The sequence below is a fragment of the Arthrobacter sp. A2-55 genome (assembly GCF_025548615.1).
In the GTDB taxonomy this organism is placed as follows: Bacteria; Actinomycetota; Actinomycetes; order Actinomycetales; family Micrococcaceae; genus Specibacter; species Specibacter silviterrae.
Window position 1 is genome coordinate 1 of record NZ_JAJLOZ010000037.1, and the last position, 16,904, is coordinate 16,904.

Here is a 16,904-nt window from a genome sequence, read left to right on the forward strand (position 1 = left end):
CCGCATGTTCGAGTAAACAAAGACATTATAGAACATGTGTACAAACCTGCGCTCAGGTCCCCCTGTGGAGGGAGCAACACCCAGGGTCTCGACGCGTTCGCAGGGCTCACTGCTCGACCACCGGGGTTCCCTGGCCAACGGTTCACCGCCCCTGGGTCTCGACGCGTTCGCAGAGCTCACTGCTCGACCAACGGAGCCGTCCCGGGCTACTCTCCCAACGCCTCGGCCAGGCGCTCTCGGGCTGTGGCCAGGTGGCGGTCCAGAATCCGGGCGGCACCTTCGGCATCCCCGGCGGCCACAGCGTCAAGGATTAGGCTGTGTTCGGCGTGAATGGACTCGCTGTTCAATAGGTGCAGGGATTGCACCCGCGTCATGCACAGGCGGACTTCGCTCATCAGTGAGCTGTACATTCGCGCAATCCGCTCATTGCCGGCCGCCTCGACCAGGGCAGTGTGAAAGCGCAGGTCCGGTTCCACCAGCGCCAAATCGCCGGAGCTCGCAGCGGCCAGAATATCCGCATTGGCGCGAACGGCGTCCTCCGGCACGGCCCGTGAGGTGGCCAGGCGCCGCAGGATTTCACTCTCCAAATACGCGCGGGCCAGGTAAATGTCGCGCACGGAATCGGGTCCCAGCCGGGCCACGCGGGCACTCTTGTGTGTGCCACGGACCAGCAGGTTTTCGCCCACCAATTTCTCGATCGCGGCCTTGGCCGTGGGCCGGGCAACGCCATAAGTGGTGGCGATTTCCAGCTCCGTGACGGCTTCGGCGGACGTGAGGCTGCCAGTGAGAATGCGCCCGCGGAGATCGTCGGTCACGGCATCCACCACGGTTTTGGTGGCAATGGGGCGGGTCATGGGTTCATTTGTCCTTGGGGTGTCGCGACTGTAATTTGAGTATACTTGTCAGACAATTTGAATGTCAGCAATTCCACCACGGACAAGGATGAGGGCATGTCTGCTCAGGCAGGACCGGAAGCAATTGCTCGAATTCGTGCGGTCATGGCGGACCCGGGGCAGACAAGGACCCGGGCCATTGACTTGCACGCCAACGCCCACGATGCCTCGCATTTCCTCCTCATCCCGCAGGCCGTCGCCGTGCCGGAAAGCGCGGAGGAAGTGGCGCGGCTGTTGAAAACCAGCGCCGCCCACGGCTTCCCGCTAACCCTGCGTTCGGGCGGCACCAGCCTCAGCGGCCAGGGCGTCACGGACGGCCTGCTGGTGGATGTGCGCAGGAACTTCCGCAAGATTGACGTGCTCGACGGCGGTGCCCGGGTCCGCGTGCAGCCCGGGGTAACCGTCCGCGCCCTGAACGCCAGGCTGCTGCGCTTTGGCCGCAAGTTCGGCCCCGACCCGGCGAGTGAGGCCGCCTGCACCATTGGCGGCGTGGTGGCGAACAATTCCTCCGGCATGGCCTGCGGCATCCGTGACAATGCGTACCGGACCCTTGAGTCCCTCACTGTCGTCCTGCCCAGCGGCACAGTCATCGACACTGGCGCGGACGACGCCGATTCTCGCCTCCGCGCGCAGGAACCGGACATTTTTGCGGGGCTTTTGGAGCTGTCCGCCAGGGTCCGGGGGAATCCGGGCTCCAGAAGAATCATCGAGCACCAGTTCGCCATGAAGAACACCATGGGCTACGGCCTGAACTCGCTGCTGGATTTTGAGAGCCCCGCCGAGATCCTGGCCCATCTGATCGTAGGCAGTGAAGGCACGCTGGGCTTTGTGGCCGAAGCCGTGTTCCGCACGGTACCCCGCCTGGCCCATGCCACCTCGGGGCTGCTGGTGTTCCGGGACCTTGAGTCGGCCAACAGCGCCTTGCCCGCGCTGGTCGCCAGCGGTGCGGCCACCGTGGAACTCCTGGACTCCCTGTCGCTGAAGGTGGGCCAGGCACTGAGCCGCGTGCCCGGCGTCGTGCGGGAATTGCGGGTGGAAAACCAGGCCGCCCTGCTGGTGGAATATCAGTCCGGGGATGCCGGCGAGCTGGCGGAGCTGGGCGCCACTGCCGGCAGGGTTGCCGGCACGCTGGGCCTGGACGCTCCCGCGGAATTCAGCACGGACACACAGGCCCGCGCTGAATTGTGGCAGCTGCGCAAGGGCCTGTATGCCGCCATCGCCGGCGCCCGGCCGCCCGGCACCACGGCGCTGCTGGAGGACGTGGTGGTCCCGGTCCCCGGCCTGGGACGCACCTGCGTGGCGTTGGGGAAGCTGTTTGTGAAGTACGGCTATGAAAATTCGGTCATTTTTGGGCATGCCAAGGACGGCAACATCCACTTCATGCTCACGGACCGCTTCGCCAGCACCGCTGAGCTGGAGCGCTATTCGGGTTTCACCGAGGACATGGTGGAGGTGGTGCTGGGCGAAGGCGGCTCGCTGAAGGCCGAACACGGCACCGGGCGCGTCATGGCCCCCTTTGTGCGGCGCCAGTACGGCGATGAGCTCTACGACGTCATGCGCCGGATCAAGGCGCTCATCGACCCGGCAGGCATGCTCAATCCCGGCGTCATCCTCAACACGGACCCCCACGCGCACCTGCGCCACATCAAGGCGGCCCCGCCCGCCGTCGATGCCGAGGTGGACCGCTGTGTGTCCTGCGGCTACTGCGAACCCGTGTGCCCCAGCAAGGACCTGACACTCACCCCGCGCCAGCGCATTGTGACCCTGCGCGCCATCGAGGCCGCCCTGGCCGACGGCGACGCGGCCCTCGCCAAAGCCCTGGAGGCGGATTACAACTACGAGGCCGTGGACACGTGCGCCGTGGACGGCATGTGCCAGACCGCCTGCCCGGTGGACATCAACACCGGCAACCTGGTCAAGCACCTGCGGCGCGACGCGTCAGGGAAGCTGGAGAACGGTGCCTGGGAGACGGCCGCCAAGCACTGGGGCGCCGTCACCCAGGGGGCCGGGCTGGCCTTGACGATGGCGGCGAAGGTGCCGGCCGGCGTCGTGCTTCCCGTGAACAAGCTGGGGCGGAAGGTCCTTGGCGCGGACAGGCTGCCGCTGTATTCCGCCGAGCTGCCTGCCGGCGGCAAGGCACGACGGCGGCCCGCGCCTTCCGGGGAACCGGCAGCCGTGTATTTCCCCGCCTGCGTCAACACGATGTTCGGGCCAGTGGGGACCGGGGATCCGGGCCATTCCGGCGTGCAGGCCAGCTTTGAGCAGCTGTGCGCCCGCGCCGGGCTTCAACTGCTGGTCCCCGAGGGCATTGATGGCGCCTGCTGCGGCACGCCGTGGTCGTCCAAGGGCATGGCGGCCGGGCTGGCGCACATGCACGCCCAGACGCTGAAACTGCTCCGGGAGGCCTCGCGCGACGGCGAACTCGACATCATCTGCGACGCCTCCAGCTGCACCGAGGGGCTGATCCACACCCTTGAATCCGAGGTACCCGCGCCGGGGCAGCGGGCGCTGCGGGTGGTGGACGCCGTGGAATTCACGGCGGAGCGAATCCTGCCCCTGCTCGGGGAGGGCTGGGCGCGGATTGACTCGCTGGCCCTGCACCCCACGTGTTCCTCAACCAGGATGGGGCTGAACCCGGCGCTGGAAAGGGTGGCCGGGGCGGTGGCGGAATCCGTGCAGGTGCCGGACAGCTGGGGCTGCTGCGGATTCGCCGGGGACCGCGGCATGCTGCACCCGGAACTGACCGCTTCGGCCACACATGCCCAGGCCGCGGACGTGGCGGCCATGGCGGCCTCAGCCCACGCCTCCTGCAACCGGACCTGTGAACTGGGCATGACGCGGGCCACAGGGGAGGACTACCGGCACGTGCTGGAACTGCTTGCGGACGCAGTGACAGCAAAATAGCCGCGGTTAGTTGCCCCACGATTGAGCCTCAATGCAGCATTCTTTGGCTAAGGTAGTGAATCAGCAAGGCTTTGCACGTTTCCAAACTAAGGATGGAAAAAATGGCAGGAATCATCATCGTCGGCGTCGACGGCAATTCAACGTCCATGAAGGCTGCCCGGGTCGCGGCCAACTTGGCCAAGTCACTGGGGTCGACACTGCGTGTTGTCACGGCATTCGGCGAGGACAAGACCGAAAAGGTGGAGATTGGCAACGACGAGTGGTTCCTGTCCACGGCAGACGAAGCTGAGCGTGTTGCCCAGCGCGTTGCCGACGAGCTGAAGGTCACCGGCGTCCAGACGGAGTACTCCTCGGCCCTGGGCAAGCCGGCCGACGTCCTGCTCGAAGAGGCTGCCAAGCTCAAGGCGGACCTCATTGTGGTGGGCAATGTGCGCATGCAGGGCCTCAAGCGCGTGCTGGGGTCGGTGGCCAACGCCGTGTCCCACAACGCCCCGTGCGACGTCTACATCGTCAAGACCGACGACTAGCAATTCTTGACGGCCAGTGGCCGCAACCATGCCCCCGCCGGCTGCAGCCGGTGGGGGCATGGTGTTTAAGCGGCTTTTCCCTGTGCGGCAGCTTCGGGCTCGACTTCGGGCTCGGCTTCGGGTTCGGCGGCGGGTTCGACGGCGGGTTCGACGGCGGCCTTGCGGGCCGGCAGGACCACCACAGTCCTGCTGGAATGGCGCATCACGGTGGGTTCGGGCACCACCACCGGCCGCGACTTCACCGCAACGTCAAAGATGCCGCGCGCGCCGTTCACCAGCCCGTAGGCCACGGCAAGAACGGATGTCACGGCCACAAAGCAGACCATGACGATCGCAAACATCACTGCACCGAGCAGCAGGGTTCCGGTGTACACCAGAAGGTAAGAGTTGTTCAGGAAATAATCCATGGCAGCGCCCCATATCGTCCACAAACTTGTGTACTTTCCAACGCTAGGCGCGCCCGTTGCCGCTGCCGGCCACGGCACGGCGCGCCACGGGAATGACACCAAGATGTGACGCAATCGCCCGTGGCGTTACCTCAGCGATATTTGCGGTGCTGGTTCTGCTGTTTTGACGGCCCCGGCGTGGTGTCCGCGATCCACGGTCCGGTGCCCTCGGACGGATCCAGGACCCCTTCCTCGAGCCAGGTGAATTCGCCGTCGAGCAGGGACGCCGCCAGCGACTTGTCGGCGTCGTCCGTGTTGTGCCACAGCTCGTTGAAGAGGGACTCCACCCGCAGCCGCGACTGGCCGGCAAACGCGTCGGCGAGTTTCAGCGCGGACCTGCCCTGGACGGGGTCCTTCAGCCGGAGCATTTCGGCACGGCTGCAACAGGCGGCAATGGCGAAGAGTTCAGCTCCGATGTCCACAATCCGGGCCAGGAAGGCCTGCTTGTATTCCATTTTTCCCTGCCAGCGGCCCATGCCGTAAAACGTCTGGCGGGCCAGTTTGCGCGATTCCCGCTCCACAAAGCGCAGGTGCTTCGCCAGCGGCCCAAACTCGTTGTACGAGCGCGGGTCCAGGCCCTTGCCAACCGCCAGCTGTGGCAGCCACTTCGCATAAAACCCGCTGGCATTCACGGCCGCCCTGCCCTTTTGCGCCAGGGTGGCAGACGTGGAGGCCAGGTCGCCGGCCGCGGCCAGGTGCGCGTCAACGGCCTCCCGGGCTATGAGCAGGTGCATGATTTCCGTGGAACCTTCGAAGATCCGGTTGATCCGGAGGTCACGCAGCAGTTGTTCCGCCGGGACGGCACGTTCGCCGCGGGCTGCCAACGATTCGGCGGTCTCATAGCCGCGCCCGCCGCGGATCTGCACCAGTTCATCCGCGCACCGGTAGGACATTTCGGAGGACCAGAGCTTGGCAAGCGCCGCTTCGATCCGCACGTCCTTCATGCCGGCGTCGGCCAATGCTGCGGACAGTTCAAACACGGCCTCCAGCGCAAAGGCCGTGGCGGCCATGAAGGCAAGTTTCTTGCCCACGGCCTCGTGCTGGCCAACGGGCCGCCCCCACTGTGTGCGCGCGTTGGACCACTCGCGGGCAATCTTCAGTGACCACTTGGCGGAACCGGCGGCCATGGCCGGTATGGACAGGCGACCGGTGTTCAGGGTGGTCAGCGCGATTTTCAGGCCCTGGCCCTCGCGGCCCAGCCGGTTTTCCGCCGGCACCCGGACCTGGTGGAAGCGGGTTACGCCGTTTTCAATGCCCCGCAGCCCCATGAACTGGTTGCGGTGCTCCACCGTAATGCCGGGGGAGTCGGCCTCCACCACGAAGGCCGTGATGCCGCCGGTCTTCCGCCCGTTTTCATCCAGTCCGCGGGAGGGAACCATGGCCATGACCACCACCAGCTCGGCAATGACGCCGTTGGTGGTCCACAGTTTCACCCCGTCCAGCAGGTAGGCGCTGCCATCGTCGGTGGGCACAGCGGCACAGGCCATGCGCGCGGGGTCCGAGCCGACGTCGGGCTCGGTCAGCAGGAAGGCGGTGACGGCGCCGGCGGCACAGCGCGGCAGGTACTTTTGCTTTTGCTCAGGCGTGCCGAAAACCTTGACCGGCTCCGGCACCCCGATGGACTGGTGGGCCGAAACCAGGGCGCCGAAAGCGGGGTGGACGCTGCCCAGGATGGCCAGGGCGCGACCGTAGTACGTCAGGTTCAGGCCCAGTCCGCCATATTCCTTGGGGATCTTCATGCCAAAGACCCCCAGTTTCGCCAGCCCGGCAATGTATTCATCCGGAATCTTGGCATCGCGTTCGATAACGGCGGCATCCAGGGTCCGGGCGTAGTCCTCCACGGCCACGAGGAATGCATCGCCCTCTTCGGCCTCTTCGGCAGTGGATTCCGGGTGGGGGTGGATCAGCCCAAGGTCAAAGTCGCCCAGGTACAGGCCCTTGGCGAAGCTGGGCCGTTCCCAGGAGGATTCACGGGCCGCCTCCGCAACGTTCCGGGCATCCTCCGCCGTCACCTGGGCGCGCGCTGCGGCCGCCGGGCCGCCAACATGTGTGCTCATGACTTCCTCGATTCCGCCGGCGCCGTCGCGGGAACCGGCCAGGGGAGCTCAGGAAGGGCTCATGCCTTGATGCTACCCGTGGGTAGGTGGGGCGGCAATGGCTTGGCCGCAAGGGTGTTCCTGGCGGCGAATTGGCGGCACCATGGAGGGTATCGCCGAACAGTCCACCGCACAGTTTCACCCCACATTTTCGCCGGGAGGCCCCTTGATTTCGCCCCAGCCCCTTCTCCACGACTTGGCCGTGCTTGCCGTTGCACCCCTGCAGGCCTGGTCGGGCAGCGACGGGCAGCTGCGCAGGCACGGGGCCCAGGGCATCTACTGTGCGGACACCAGGGTGGTGGATGAGGCCGTGCTCACTGTTAACGGTGAGGAGCCGGAGTTCATTGGTGAATCCGCGGCACAAGGTTCGGAGGCATGTTTTGTGGGGCTTGTCCGTTCCTTGGACCCCGGGAACGCCGACCCGCTGGTGACGGTGACCCGGCGCAGGATTATCCAGGCGGGCAGGATCACGGAGGACATTCTGATTGCCTCCGATCAACAAGAGCCGGCCGCCGTCGCCGTCGAACTCCGGCTGGGAATCGATTTTTCACCCATGATGAGCGTCAAGTCCGGCGCCCCCCGGCACCCTGCAACGCCGCACCGTGACGGCGGGCACTGGGTGGCGCAGACAGGGCAGGTCACAGCCTCCATTGGCGCGCCGGGTGCCTCGGCGGAAACGTACGACGGCGGCATCACGTTCCGCTGGGACGTCACCATCCCGCCGCGAGGGGAGGCGCGGCTTGCCTGGTGGGTGGAGGCCGACGACGCCAAGGCGCCCTTCATGTCAGGTGGCGTTCCAGCCCCTGCGCCGCTGCTGGTGACGGCGCAGGATCCGCGGCTGGCCTCCCTCGTGGCGCGGGCGCAAGCGGATTTGCAGGGCCTGCGCATGTCCCCTGTCGACGCCCCCGGGGAGGTGTTCCTGGCGGCAGGTGCCCCGTGGTTCTTCACGCTGTTTGGCCGCGACTCCCTCATTGCCGCGCGCATGCTGCTGCCCGTGGATCCGGCGCTCGCCGCCGGCACGCTGCGCACGCTGGCGGCACGCCAGTGCACTGTCCATGATCCCGAAACGGCGGGGCAGCCCGGCAAGATCCTCCATGAAGTGCGCCGCGGGGAGCTCCGCCTGCCGGCCAACTCCCACAACGGGGAACTCCGCCTGCCACCCGTCTACTACGGCACCGTGGACGCGACGCCGCTCTGGATCAGCCTGCTGCATGACGCCTGGAAGTGGGGGATGCCTGACGGGGACGTCCAGCCACTGCTGGGCAACCTTGAAGCGGCCCTGGGGTGGCTGCGGGATTGGGCCGATGCCGACGGCGACGGCTTTCTGGAATACCTTGACACCACCGGCCACGGCCTCGCCAACCAGGGATGGAAGGATTCCGGGGATTCCATCCGCTGGCAGGACGGCACACAGGCGGTGGGCCCAATCGCATTGGCCGAGGTCCAGGGTTATGCCTACCGGGCGGCCCTTGACGGGGCGGAACTGCTGGAGGCCTTCGGACGGCCGGGAGCCGAGGAATGGCGGGCCTACGCGGCGGCGCTCGCCGCCAACTTCCGCGCGAGCTTTTGGTGCCGTGACGAGCTGGGACCGTACCCCGCCCTCGCGCTGGACGCGGATAAACGGGCCGTTGACGGCGTCGCCAGCAACATGGGCCACCTCCTCGGAAGCGGCATCCTTTCCCCGGAGGAAAGTGACGTGGTGGCTGCCCGGCTCATGCAGCCCGGCATGTTCTCCGGCTTTGGCATCCGCACCCTGGATTCCAGCAACGGGGGATACTGGCCGCTGCGCTACCACTGCGGAACGGTGTGGACGCACGATTCAGCCATCATCCTCGAGGGCCTGGCCCGCACGGGTCACCTGACGGACGCCGCGCGCATTGCGTCGGGGCTGGTTGATGCGGCTGCTTCCTTTGACTACCGGCTGCCGGAACTTTTTTCCGGGCACTCCCCGGAGGCCGGCGGCCCCCTCCCGTACCCCTCATCGTGCCGGCCGCAGGCATGGGCAGCCGCGTCGGCCGTGCCGATTCTGCTGGCCGCGCTCAGGCTGGAACCCCAGGGCCCGGGCCGGCTCCCCGTTGCCGCCGGCAAGGTGCCGACTCCGTTCGGCCCGTTCAGCGTCTCCGGGCTATGGGCCGGCGGCGTCCAGTTCACCGTCGACGTCGACTCCCGCGGGAAAGCCGAAATCTCGCCGATGTGATGCGGCGTTGGCTCCCTTGTTCCCTAAGCTGGACCCATGACCTTTGCCACCGAGCAGTTTGCCCCCGTCCGCGAGCTCTTTGAGTCCATGCTCGACGCCGATCCCGCCTACAGCGCCCAGCTGGCTGTTTATGTGGGGGGAACGAAGGTGGTGGACCTGGCGGGCGGGCCCGATTCCACGCCGGATTCGCTCACTGGCGTGTTTTCCGTCTCCAAGGGCGTGGCCGCACTGGCCTTCAGCCTGCTGGTGCAGGACGGGCTCATTGACCTGGACGCCGCGGTGGCCGCGTACTGGCCCGAGTTTGCCCGGCACGGCAAGGGTGCCGTGACAGTGCGCCAGCTGCTGTCCCACCAGGCCGGGCTGGTGGGGGTGCAGGGCGGCTTTGCCATGGAGGACTACAACGACCTCCCCGCCGTGGCCGGCCGGCTGGCGGACATGGCTCCGCTGTGGCGCCCCGGCTCCGGCACCTTCGGCTACCACGCGCTGACCATGGGCGTGTTCCTGGAGGAGCTGTGCCGCCAGGTAACGGGGGAACGGCTGCAGGACATCTACAACCGGCGCATCCGCGAGCCCTTTGCCGCCGACATGTTCCTGGGACTGCCGGACTCCGAGGAGGCCAGGTTCCGGCCCGTATTGTTCGACGACGGCTCTGCCGGCGGCTTCCTGGATCCCGGGTCCCTGGCCGGGGTGTCCGGCAATGTCCAGGCCGGAAACCTGCTGGCGCTGCCCAACATCCGCAGCGTGCGGGCTGCCGGCAGCTGCAGCGGCGCCGGCGTGGGGTGCGCCGACGGCCTGGCCCGCGTTTATGCGGCAGCCACCACTGGCCTTGACGGCCTGGAGCCATTCCTCAGCCCGGAAACCATCGCCGCCATGTCCCAGGAACAGGTCTGGGGCCTGGACCGCATCTTCTGCGACACCAGCGCTTTCGCCATCACCTTCATGAAGTCCCAGCCGCGCATGGACTTCGGCAGCGCGCAGGCATTCGGGCACGACGGCGCCAATGCCGCGCTGGGGTACGCCGACCCGCTCTACGGCATTGGCTTTGGCTACATTCCGGCCCGGGCCGAGGAAGGCGGCACGGCAGGCCGGGCCATGCAGCTCAGTGCGGCCGTGCGCAAGGTGATGCTCGCGGCGGGCTGAATTCTGTCCCCGGGGCGGTGGTTATCTCGAACTTCGACGTCAGGGGAGGCCGGCGAGGGCTGCTTCCACGGCGCGGTGAAATGTGGGGTAAGCGTAAATCATCGACTTGAGGGTGCTGACGGGGATGCGCGCATGTACGGCCAGGGCCAGCATGGACAGGACTTCGCCGCCGGAAGGCCCCACGGAGGCCGCACCCACCAGGGTGCCGCTGTCCGCGTCCTCCACCAATTTGATGAAGCCCTGTCCCTGGTGGATCCAGCCCCGGGTGGACGCCGCCAGGTCGGTGACCCCAATCCGCACATTCAGCCCCGCCTCCCGCGCCTGGCGTTCCGTCAGGCCGACGGCGCCGATCTCCGGGTCCGTAAACGTCACCCGCGGCACTGCGTGGGATTCCGTGGTGCCGCGGTCCGGCTGCCCAGTGTGACGGGCCAGGATGTGACCGGCCACAATGTTCGCGTGGTACATGGACAGGTGGGTGAACGCCCCGGCCCCTGCGGCGTCGCCCATAAGGTACAGCCCGTCCGTGAGCTGCAAATGCCCGTCCACGGCGGGCGCCGCGGAACCGTCCCAGGCAATCCCTGCGGCGTCCAGCGCCAGGGTGCCCAGCACGGAGCTGCGCCCCGTGGCGACCAGCACCTTCTCCGCATCCAACTGCAAAACGGAAGGGCCGGCGCTGTCCGCGCCAGCACTGGACAGCTCCACGGTGAAGCCGCCCGGGACATGCGAAACGGAGCTCGTGTTCGTGTTCAGCAGCACCTCGATGCCCTCGGAACGGAACACGTCCGCCAGCAGCTCCGAAGCTTCCGGTTCCTCACGGGGGACCAGCCGCGGGCCGCGCGCCACCACCGTGACACGGGTCCCGAAGCGGGCAAAGGCCTGGGCCAGCTCGGCGCCGATGGGCCCGCCGCCCAGCACCAGCAGTGACGCGGGTGCCGTTTCTGCCTGCAGGGCCTCCCGGTTGGTCCAAAACGGCGTGCCGACCAGGCCTGGAGTGGACGGCACGGCGGGGTCTGTGCCGGGATTGAGCACCACGGCGAGCCGGGCTGCGAAGGTGGCCTCGCCGCCGTCGTGCATTAAAACGGTGACCTGGTGCGGGCCGGAAAGCCGCCCCGTGCCGCGGACCAGCCGGCCGCCCTTGTCCGTGAAGCGCTTCGCGGCGACGGCGTCATCCCAGTTGTCCGTGGCCTCCTGGCGGATGCGGCGGGCCACCACCGAAAAGTCCGGCTCCACCGTGGACTGCCCGGCGAGGCCGGGCACGCGGCGGGCCTCGGCCAGGGCGTTGCCGGCCCGGATCAGCATCTTGGAGGGAATGCAGCCAAAATAGGGGCACTCCCCGCCCACCAGGCGCTGCTCGACGCCCACCACGGAGAGCCCGGCCGCCGCCAGTTCCCCGGCCACGGCCTCGCCGCCGGGCCCCATGCCCACCACCACAATGTCGACGGATTCAGCTGGGCCGCTCATGTCATCCCCTTACTTGGTGATTCCCTTGTCCTTGAGCCACTTGGCTGCGGCGGCCTTCGGGTCCATCTTCTGGGCTCCGCTGACCTCTGCGTTCAGCGCGATGAGGTCCTCGGTGGTCAGCAGCCCGGACACCTGGCCCAGGGCCATCTGGGCTGCGTCGGACAGCTTGGCCGTCTTGATCAGCGGCACCACCTGCTGGGCCAGCCAGTTGTTCTTCGGGTCGGTCAGGACCACGAACTTGTTCTCGGGGATGGCCGGGGATGTGGTGAAGATGTCCGCCACCTGGATGTCATTGTTCAGCAGGGCCTTGACGGTCAGGGCGCCGCCACCGTCGCTGATGGGGGTGAACTTGGACGGGACGCAGCCGTACTTGGCCTTCAGCCCGGGCAGCCCATACGGGCGGGTGGCGAATTCCGGCGGCGCGCCGAGGGTGAGCTGGCCGCAGACCTTGGCAAGGTCCTCGAGGGATTTCAAGTTGTACTTGGCAGCGGTTGCAGCCGTCACCACCATGGCGTCCTTGTCCTCCGCCGCGGCTGCGCCCAGCACGGACAGGCCGGCCGGCATCACCTTGGGCAGGGCCGCCAGTACCTCGGCCGGTGTGGTTGCAGTCGTTTTGGGGTCGAGGTAGCCCAGCAGGTTGCCCGAGTAGTCCGGAACCACGTCAATGGAACCGTCCTCCACAGCCTTGACGTAGACCTCGCGGGCGCCAATGTTCAGCTTCGTGGTGGCCGTGACACCGGCCGCGTTGAGCGCGCCGGCGTAGATCTCGGCAATCGTGGCGCTTTCGGGGAAGTTGGCGGAGCCCACCACCACGGAACCATTGCCGCCGCCCCCGCCTGCCGTGGCATTGGCCGATGACGTGGGGCCGGCGGACGAAGCGGTGTTGAGCGGGTTCCCGCTGCTGCAGGCCGTCACGGCCAGGGCCACGGTCAGCCCCGCGGCTGCGCCCAGGATCGCCCTGCGGCTTGGTTGTGCCGGGCCGGGCTGGGACATGTTCTTCATGTTTTTCCTCCTGTAGTACCTGTAAGCACTTTAGCTATGGGTGAATCCGTGTCCGGGCCGCCGGCTCCGGTGTCCCGGCGGGCTCCTTGAGGCCGGGCGAGACGGCCAGCCGCTGCAGCAGGGCGAGGACGCCGTCAAGGGCAATTGCCACACAGGCAATCACCACGGCCCCACCCAGTACTTGACCGTAGTCCTGCACGGCCAATCCATCAATGATGAACCTGCCCAGCCCGCCCAGGCTGATGAACGCGACAACAGCCACCGTCGCCACCACCTGCAGCACTGCCGAACGGAAGCCGCCCAGAATCACGGCCAGTCCGTTGGGCACCTCCACCCGGAACAGCACCTGGCGCCCCGTCATTCCCATGCTGCGGGCGGCGTCCACTATTTGGGGGTCGACGGCGGAAATCCCCGCATAGGTCCCCGTCAGGATGGGCGGGACGGCCAGCAGCACCAGCGACCAGATGGCGGGCATGAGCGACAGCGTGGAGGTGGCCATGAGGGCAAACAGAGTCATGATGCCCAGCGTGGGCAGGGCCCGCAGCAGCCCCGCCAGGGAAACCACGACGACGCGTCCCCGGCCCGTGTGCCCCACGTACAGTCCGATGGGGACGGCTATCGCCACGGAGATGAGCAGGGTCAGCGCCGAGTAGCCCAGGTGTTCGGTGATGCGCACGGGGATGCCCATGGGGCCCTGCCAGTTGGCCGGGTCCGTGAGCCACTGCCAGCCTTCGGCGAAGGGGCCCGTGGCGGTGTAGGTGGTGGCGGGCAGGCTCATGCGGCCACCCCCGGCTGTGCCGCCGTCGTCGGTGTTGCCGTTGGTGCCGTTGGTGCCGGTGTTGCCGTGCGCAGCCACGGCGTGAGGAGGCGCTGCAGCAGCACCAGGACCAGGTCCATGAGCAGCGCCAGCACCAGGGTGCCCACTATGCCCACCACAATCTCCGTGGGGAAATTGCGCTGCAACCCGTCCGTGAAGAAGAAGCCCAGGCTGGGAATGCCCAGCAGCGCCCCCACGGTAACGAGGGAGATGTTGCTGACGGAGATGACGCGCAGGCCGGAAAAGAGCACCGGTACGGAAAGCGGCAGGTCAACCGCCAGGAAGCGCTGCAGGGGCCTGAACCCCATGGCGGTGGCGGACTGCCGGACGCCGTCGTCCACGGAGTTTAGTGCGTCCAGGGTGGAGCGGACCAGCAGTGCCACGGCGTAGATGGTCAGGGCCACGATGATGTTGGCGAAGTCCAGGATCTTGGTGCCCAGGATGCCGGGCAGGATCACAAACAGCGCCAGGGACGGGACGGTGTACAGCAGGGAGCCGGCGGAGAGGATGAAGGCGCCCAGGCCCTTGTTCAGGCGGGCCAGCTGCGCCAGCGGGACGGCGATGACCACGCTCAGTGCCAGCGGCACCACGGCCTGGACCAGGTGGGATCCGCTGAGGGCGAGGACCTGCGGCAGGTTGGCCAGGAACCACTGCATCAGCCGCGGCCTTCAGGGGTCTGGCCTTCGGCGGTCCGGGATTCGCGGGCTGCCTCGATGGCCGCCAGCACCTCCGGTGCACGCACCACGCCTTGCACCAGGCCGTCCGCATCAACGGCAACGCCCAGCCCGGACGGGGATGACAAGGCCGCATCGAGGGCATTGCGGAGGGGGTCGCCTGTGTGGAACAGGGATCCGCCGGGCACCAGCGGGCCTCCGGCTTCGGCGGTGCCAGGGGTACCGGCAGTGCCTGGTGCCAGCCAGCCCAGGGGGCGCCCGCCTCCATCCACGGCCAGCCGCCAGCCGGAACCGTCCGCGCCGGGAGCTTCCGGGCGCAGGCCGGCGGCAGCAGCGCCGTCGTCCATCAGGGCGGCGCCGTCCCACGCCACCGACGGCGCCGGGTGGACGGGCACGGAGGCGCCAGGGCTGAAGGACAGGTGCCGGAAGCCGCGGTCCCGGCCCACAAATGCCGCCACAAAGTCGTCCACGGGGGCCCGCAGGATCTCCTCCGGATCGGCATACTGGGCCACGCGCCCGCCCGTGGCGAAGACGGCCACCTTGTCGCCCAGGAGCGTGGCCTCGTCAATGTCGTGTGTGACAAAAATGATGGTCTTGGCGAGCTCGCGCTGGAGCCTGAGCAGTTCCTGCTGGAGTTCGGCGCGCACCACGGGGTCCACGGCGGAAAAGGGCTCGTCCATGAGCAGGATGGGAGGGTCTGCGGCCAGCGCCCGGGCCACGCCCACGCGCTGCTGCTGCCCGCCGGAGAGCTGGTTGGGGTACCGCTTGCCCATGTCGGCGGACAGGCCCACGGTCTCCAGCAGTTCGGCGGCGCGGGCGCGGGCTGCGGCGCGCGGCACCCGGTTCAGGCGCAGCACGGTGGTGACATTGTCCAGCACGGTGCGGTGGGGGAGCAGCCCGGCGGACTGCATCACGTAGCCCATGGAGCGGCGCAACTGGTGTGCGGGGATGGTGCTGATGTCCCGCCCGCCCACCGTGATGGTGCCCGCAGTGGGTTCCACCATGCGGTTGATCATGCGCAGCGAGGTTGTTTTCCCGCAGCCCGACGGGCCCACGAAGACGGTGATCCTGCCGGCGTCGATGCTCAGGTTCAGGTTGTCGACGGCGGGCTGGCCGGCCTGGTAGGCCTTCTGCACGCCCTGAAATTGCACCATTGCCGATCCGGCCTGGCTGATGGTTTGGTTTGCGGCATTGCCCGCGGGGGAGCGGACTGCTTCTGGGGCCGCCATGGAAGGTCCTCACTGTAGGTGGCACTCACCTGCTGCCCTCGATCATATGCAGGGTGATTTTGGAGAGTAAAGCTCCTGGGCCGCATGTTGGCGGGTTTCGCTTAGCGCGGACGACGGCGGCGCCCGGGTGCCGCCGTCGGGCGTGGGTTGGTGGTGGTTGGCTTGGGTGGAGCTTTAGGCGGTGAGCAGCGCGAGCGGGATTACAGCCACGCCGTCCTTGCGGCGATAGGCGTGGGTGCCGCTATTGATGACGACGAGGTCGACTATTTGCTCGGGGAGTGATTGCTTGAGCCAGAGCAGATGGCGAACGTCGTTGTCATTGATTGAGGACTTGAGCTTCACCTCAAAGCCCACTGCTTCAGCGTGCCCGCGGTGGAGGATGAAGTCAATCTCGCGCCGCCCGTCATGGTCGCGGAAGTGGGAGAGCTGGGCATCGTTGGCCGCGGCATATGTCTGCAGGCTGAGGGCGACCAGTGCCTCAAAGAAGTCACCGAGCCGGGTCCGGTCACCGGTGTTGGTGGCCGGTCCGGTGGTGGACATCAGCTTGGCCTCGTTGAGGTTGAGCAGGCGCGCAGAGAGGGCCGGGTCGGCGAGAAAATGCTTCGGCGCGAGTGCGGCACGTGCCAAAATCTTCTTGCTGGGCGACCAGGCATCGACTTGGTCCAGCAAGTAGAGGCTGCTAAGAACGTCACGGTAGGCGATCGACGTTGTTTTGGCCGGTCCAGCCGGTTCACCCGGGTCCAGACTGGCCCCGATTTTTGTAAACGTGGTTGCGGAAGCTGTGGCCGAGGCGTAGCCCCGCAACCATCCCCGCAGAAGTTCCGGTCGCCGGATGCGGTGGCCCTGTTCGGTAAAATCGTGGGTGATGACGCGCTCGATGTAGTCATCCAGCCACACCCCACGGGCACGATCGTTCATCTGCCGGGCTTGCGGGAATCCAGAAGCGATAATTTCACGAACGTAGCCTCGCAAGTCGACATCGCTGGAGCCGGTGATGTTCGTGGCGCCTGGCTCGAGAAGATCGCGGACCCGGACGGTGGGGGTGGCCAAGCCGCGTTCCGCGATGGAGAGCGGGCGCATCCGGAATTTGATGATTCGGCCAGCGCCGGAGTGCAGCCGGACACCAATGGGTGCGGCACTTCCGGCCAGGATGAACCGTCCTCCGGTTGCGTCGTTGTCTACGAGCCGGCGGATCCGGTCCCAAACCTCGGGGACGTTTTGCCACTCGTCGATGAGAACGGGGGTGTCCGCCCGGCCCAAATAGTTTGGGTCTGCCTGGATCAACTGCTGAATTTCAGGGAGGTCCAGGTTGAGAATCATTTTTGCCCGTTGTGCCCCTGTTGAGGTCTTCCCGATCGCGCGGGCCCCGTCAATGGAGATGGCGGCGAACGAAGGGAAGAGTTCATCGATTGAGTTGTCAACGATCCGTCTGCTGTAGCCTTGCACGCGACCAGTCTCCTCCGCTGCCATGTTCCCGCGCCCTTTGAATGCGGCCACCATACTCTTTTGAGTGCCTTT

General features: G+C 67.2%; 13 protein-coding genes. 4 read left to right on the forward strand and 9 right to left on the reverse strand.

The window, feature by feature from the left end; all coding sequences use genetic code 11:
- Nucleotides 1-206 precede the first annotated feature (206 nt).
- Entirely contained in the window at nucleotides 207-854 is a 648-nt protein-coding gene (locus LPN03_RS11540) for a GntR family transcriptional regulator (RefSeq protein ID WP_262454334.1), read from the reverse strand.
- 96 nt (nucleotides 855-950) lie between these two features.
- Here LPN03_RS11540 and LPN03_RS11545 point away from each other — a divergent pair, with 96 nt between their 5' ends.
- Both LPN03_RS11545 and LPN03_RS11550 read left to right on the forward strand, forming a co-directional pair.
- Entirely contained in the window at nucleotides 951-3,797 is a 2,847-nt protein-coding gene (locus LPN03_RS11545; protein WP_262454335.1) for an FAD-binding and (Fe-S)-binding domain-containing protein, read from the forward strand.
- Nucleotides 3,798-3,898: 101 nt separating this feature from the next.
- Complete coding sequence (locus tag LPN03_RS11550; RefSeq protein ID WP_165183148.1) at nucleotides 3,899-4,324, forward strand: universal stress protein; 426 nt, start codon at nucleotides 3,899-3,901, stop codon at nucleotides 4,322-4,324.
- 65 nt (nucleotides 4,325-4,389) lie between these two features.
- On the opposite strand, the gene LPN03_RS11555 is transcribed toward LPN03_RS11550, so the two are convergent.
- The gene (locus LPN03_RS11555) at nucleotides 4,390-4,731 is read right to left on the reverse strand and encodes a hypothetical protein (protein WP_262454336.1); all 342 of its coding nucleotides are present in this window, start codon (nucleotides 4,729-4,731) and stop codon (nucleotides 4,390-4,392) included.
- A 131-nt stretch (nucleotides 4,732-4,862) separates the two neighbouring features.
- Nucleotides 4,863-6,827, reverse strand: a complete 1,965-nt coding sequence (locus LPN03_RS11560) for an acyl-CoA dehydrogenase family protein (RefSeq protein WP_262454337.1) — start codon at nucleotides 6,825-6,827, stop codon at nucleotides 4,863-4,865.
- A gap of 205 nt (nucleotides 6,828-7,032) precedes the next feature.
- Here LPN03_RS11560 and LPN03_RS11565 point away from each other — a divergent pair, with 205 nt between their 5' ends.
- Entirely contained in the window at nucleotides 7,033-9,063 is a 2,031-nt protein-coding gene (locus tag LPN03_RS11565; protein WP_165183151.1) for a glycogen debranching N-terminal domain-containing protein, read from the forward strand.
- A gap of 36 nt (nucleotides 9,064-9,099) precedes the next feature.
- Complete coding sequence (locus LPN03_RS11570; RefSeq protein WP_165183152.1) at nucleotides 9,100-10,203, forward strand: serine hydrolase domain-containing protein; 1,104 nt, start codon at nucleotides 9,100-9,102, stop codon at nucleotides 10,201-10,203.
- A 39-nt stretch (nucleotides 10,204-10,242) separates the two neighbouring features.
- On the opposite strand, the gene LPN03_RS11575 is transcribed toward LPN03_RS11570, so the two are convergent.
- From LPN03_RS11575 to LPN03_RS11600, 6 genes are all read right to left on the reverse strand, one after another.
- Nucleotides 10,243-11,664, reverse strand: a complete 1,422-nt coding sequence (locus LPN03_RS11575; protein WP_165183153.1) for a dihydrolipoyl dehydrogenase family protein — start codon at nucleotides 11,662-11,664, stop codon at nucleotides 10,243-10,245.
- A gap of 9 nt (nucleotides 11,665-11,673) precedes the next feature.
- Nucleotides 11,674-12,657: an ABC transporter substrate-binding protein gene (locus LPN03_RS11580; protein ID WP_165183180.1), complete on the reverse strand. Its 984-nt coding sequence runs from the start codon at nucleotides 12,655-12,657 to the stop codon at nucleotides 11,674-11,676.
- 43 nt (nucleotides 12,658-12,700) lie between these two features.
- Nucleotides 12,701-13,444, reverse strand: a complete 744-nt coding sequence (locus LPN03_RS11585) for an ABC transporter permease (RefSeq protein ID WP_165183181.1) — start codon at nucleotides 13,442-13,444, stop codon at nucleotides 12,701-12,703.
- On the reverse strand, nucleotides 13,441-14,139 hold the full coding sequence (locus LPN03_RS11590) for an ABC transporter permease (protein ID WP_165183154.1): 699 nt from the start codon (nucleotides 14,137-14,139) through the stop codon (nucleotides 13,441-13,443). Before LPN03_RS11590 ends, LPN03_RS11585 begins: the two co-directional genes overlap by 4 nt.
- Nucleotides 14,139-15,311: an ABC transporter ATP-binding protein gene (locus tag LPN03_RS11595; protein ID WP_262454350.1), complete on the reverse strand. Its 1,173-nt coding sequence runs from the start codon at nucleotides 15,309-15,311 to the stop codon at nucleotides 14,139-14,141. Before LPN03_RS11595 ends, LPN03_RS11590 begins: the two co-directional genes overlap by 1 nt.
- 249 nt (nucleotides 15,312-15,560) lie before the next feature.
- Nucleotides 15,561-16,832 (reverse strand): ATP-binding protein, encoded by a 1,272-nt coding sequence (locus tag LPN03_RS11600; protein ID WP_262454338.1) that lies wholly within the window; start codon nucleotides 16,830-16,832, stop codon nucleotides 15,561-15,563.
- Nucleotides 16,833-16,904 lie beyond the last annotated feature (72 nt).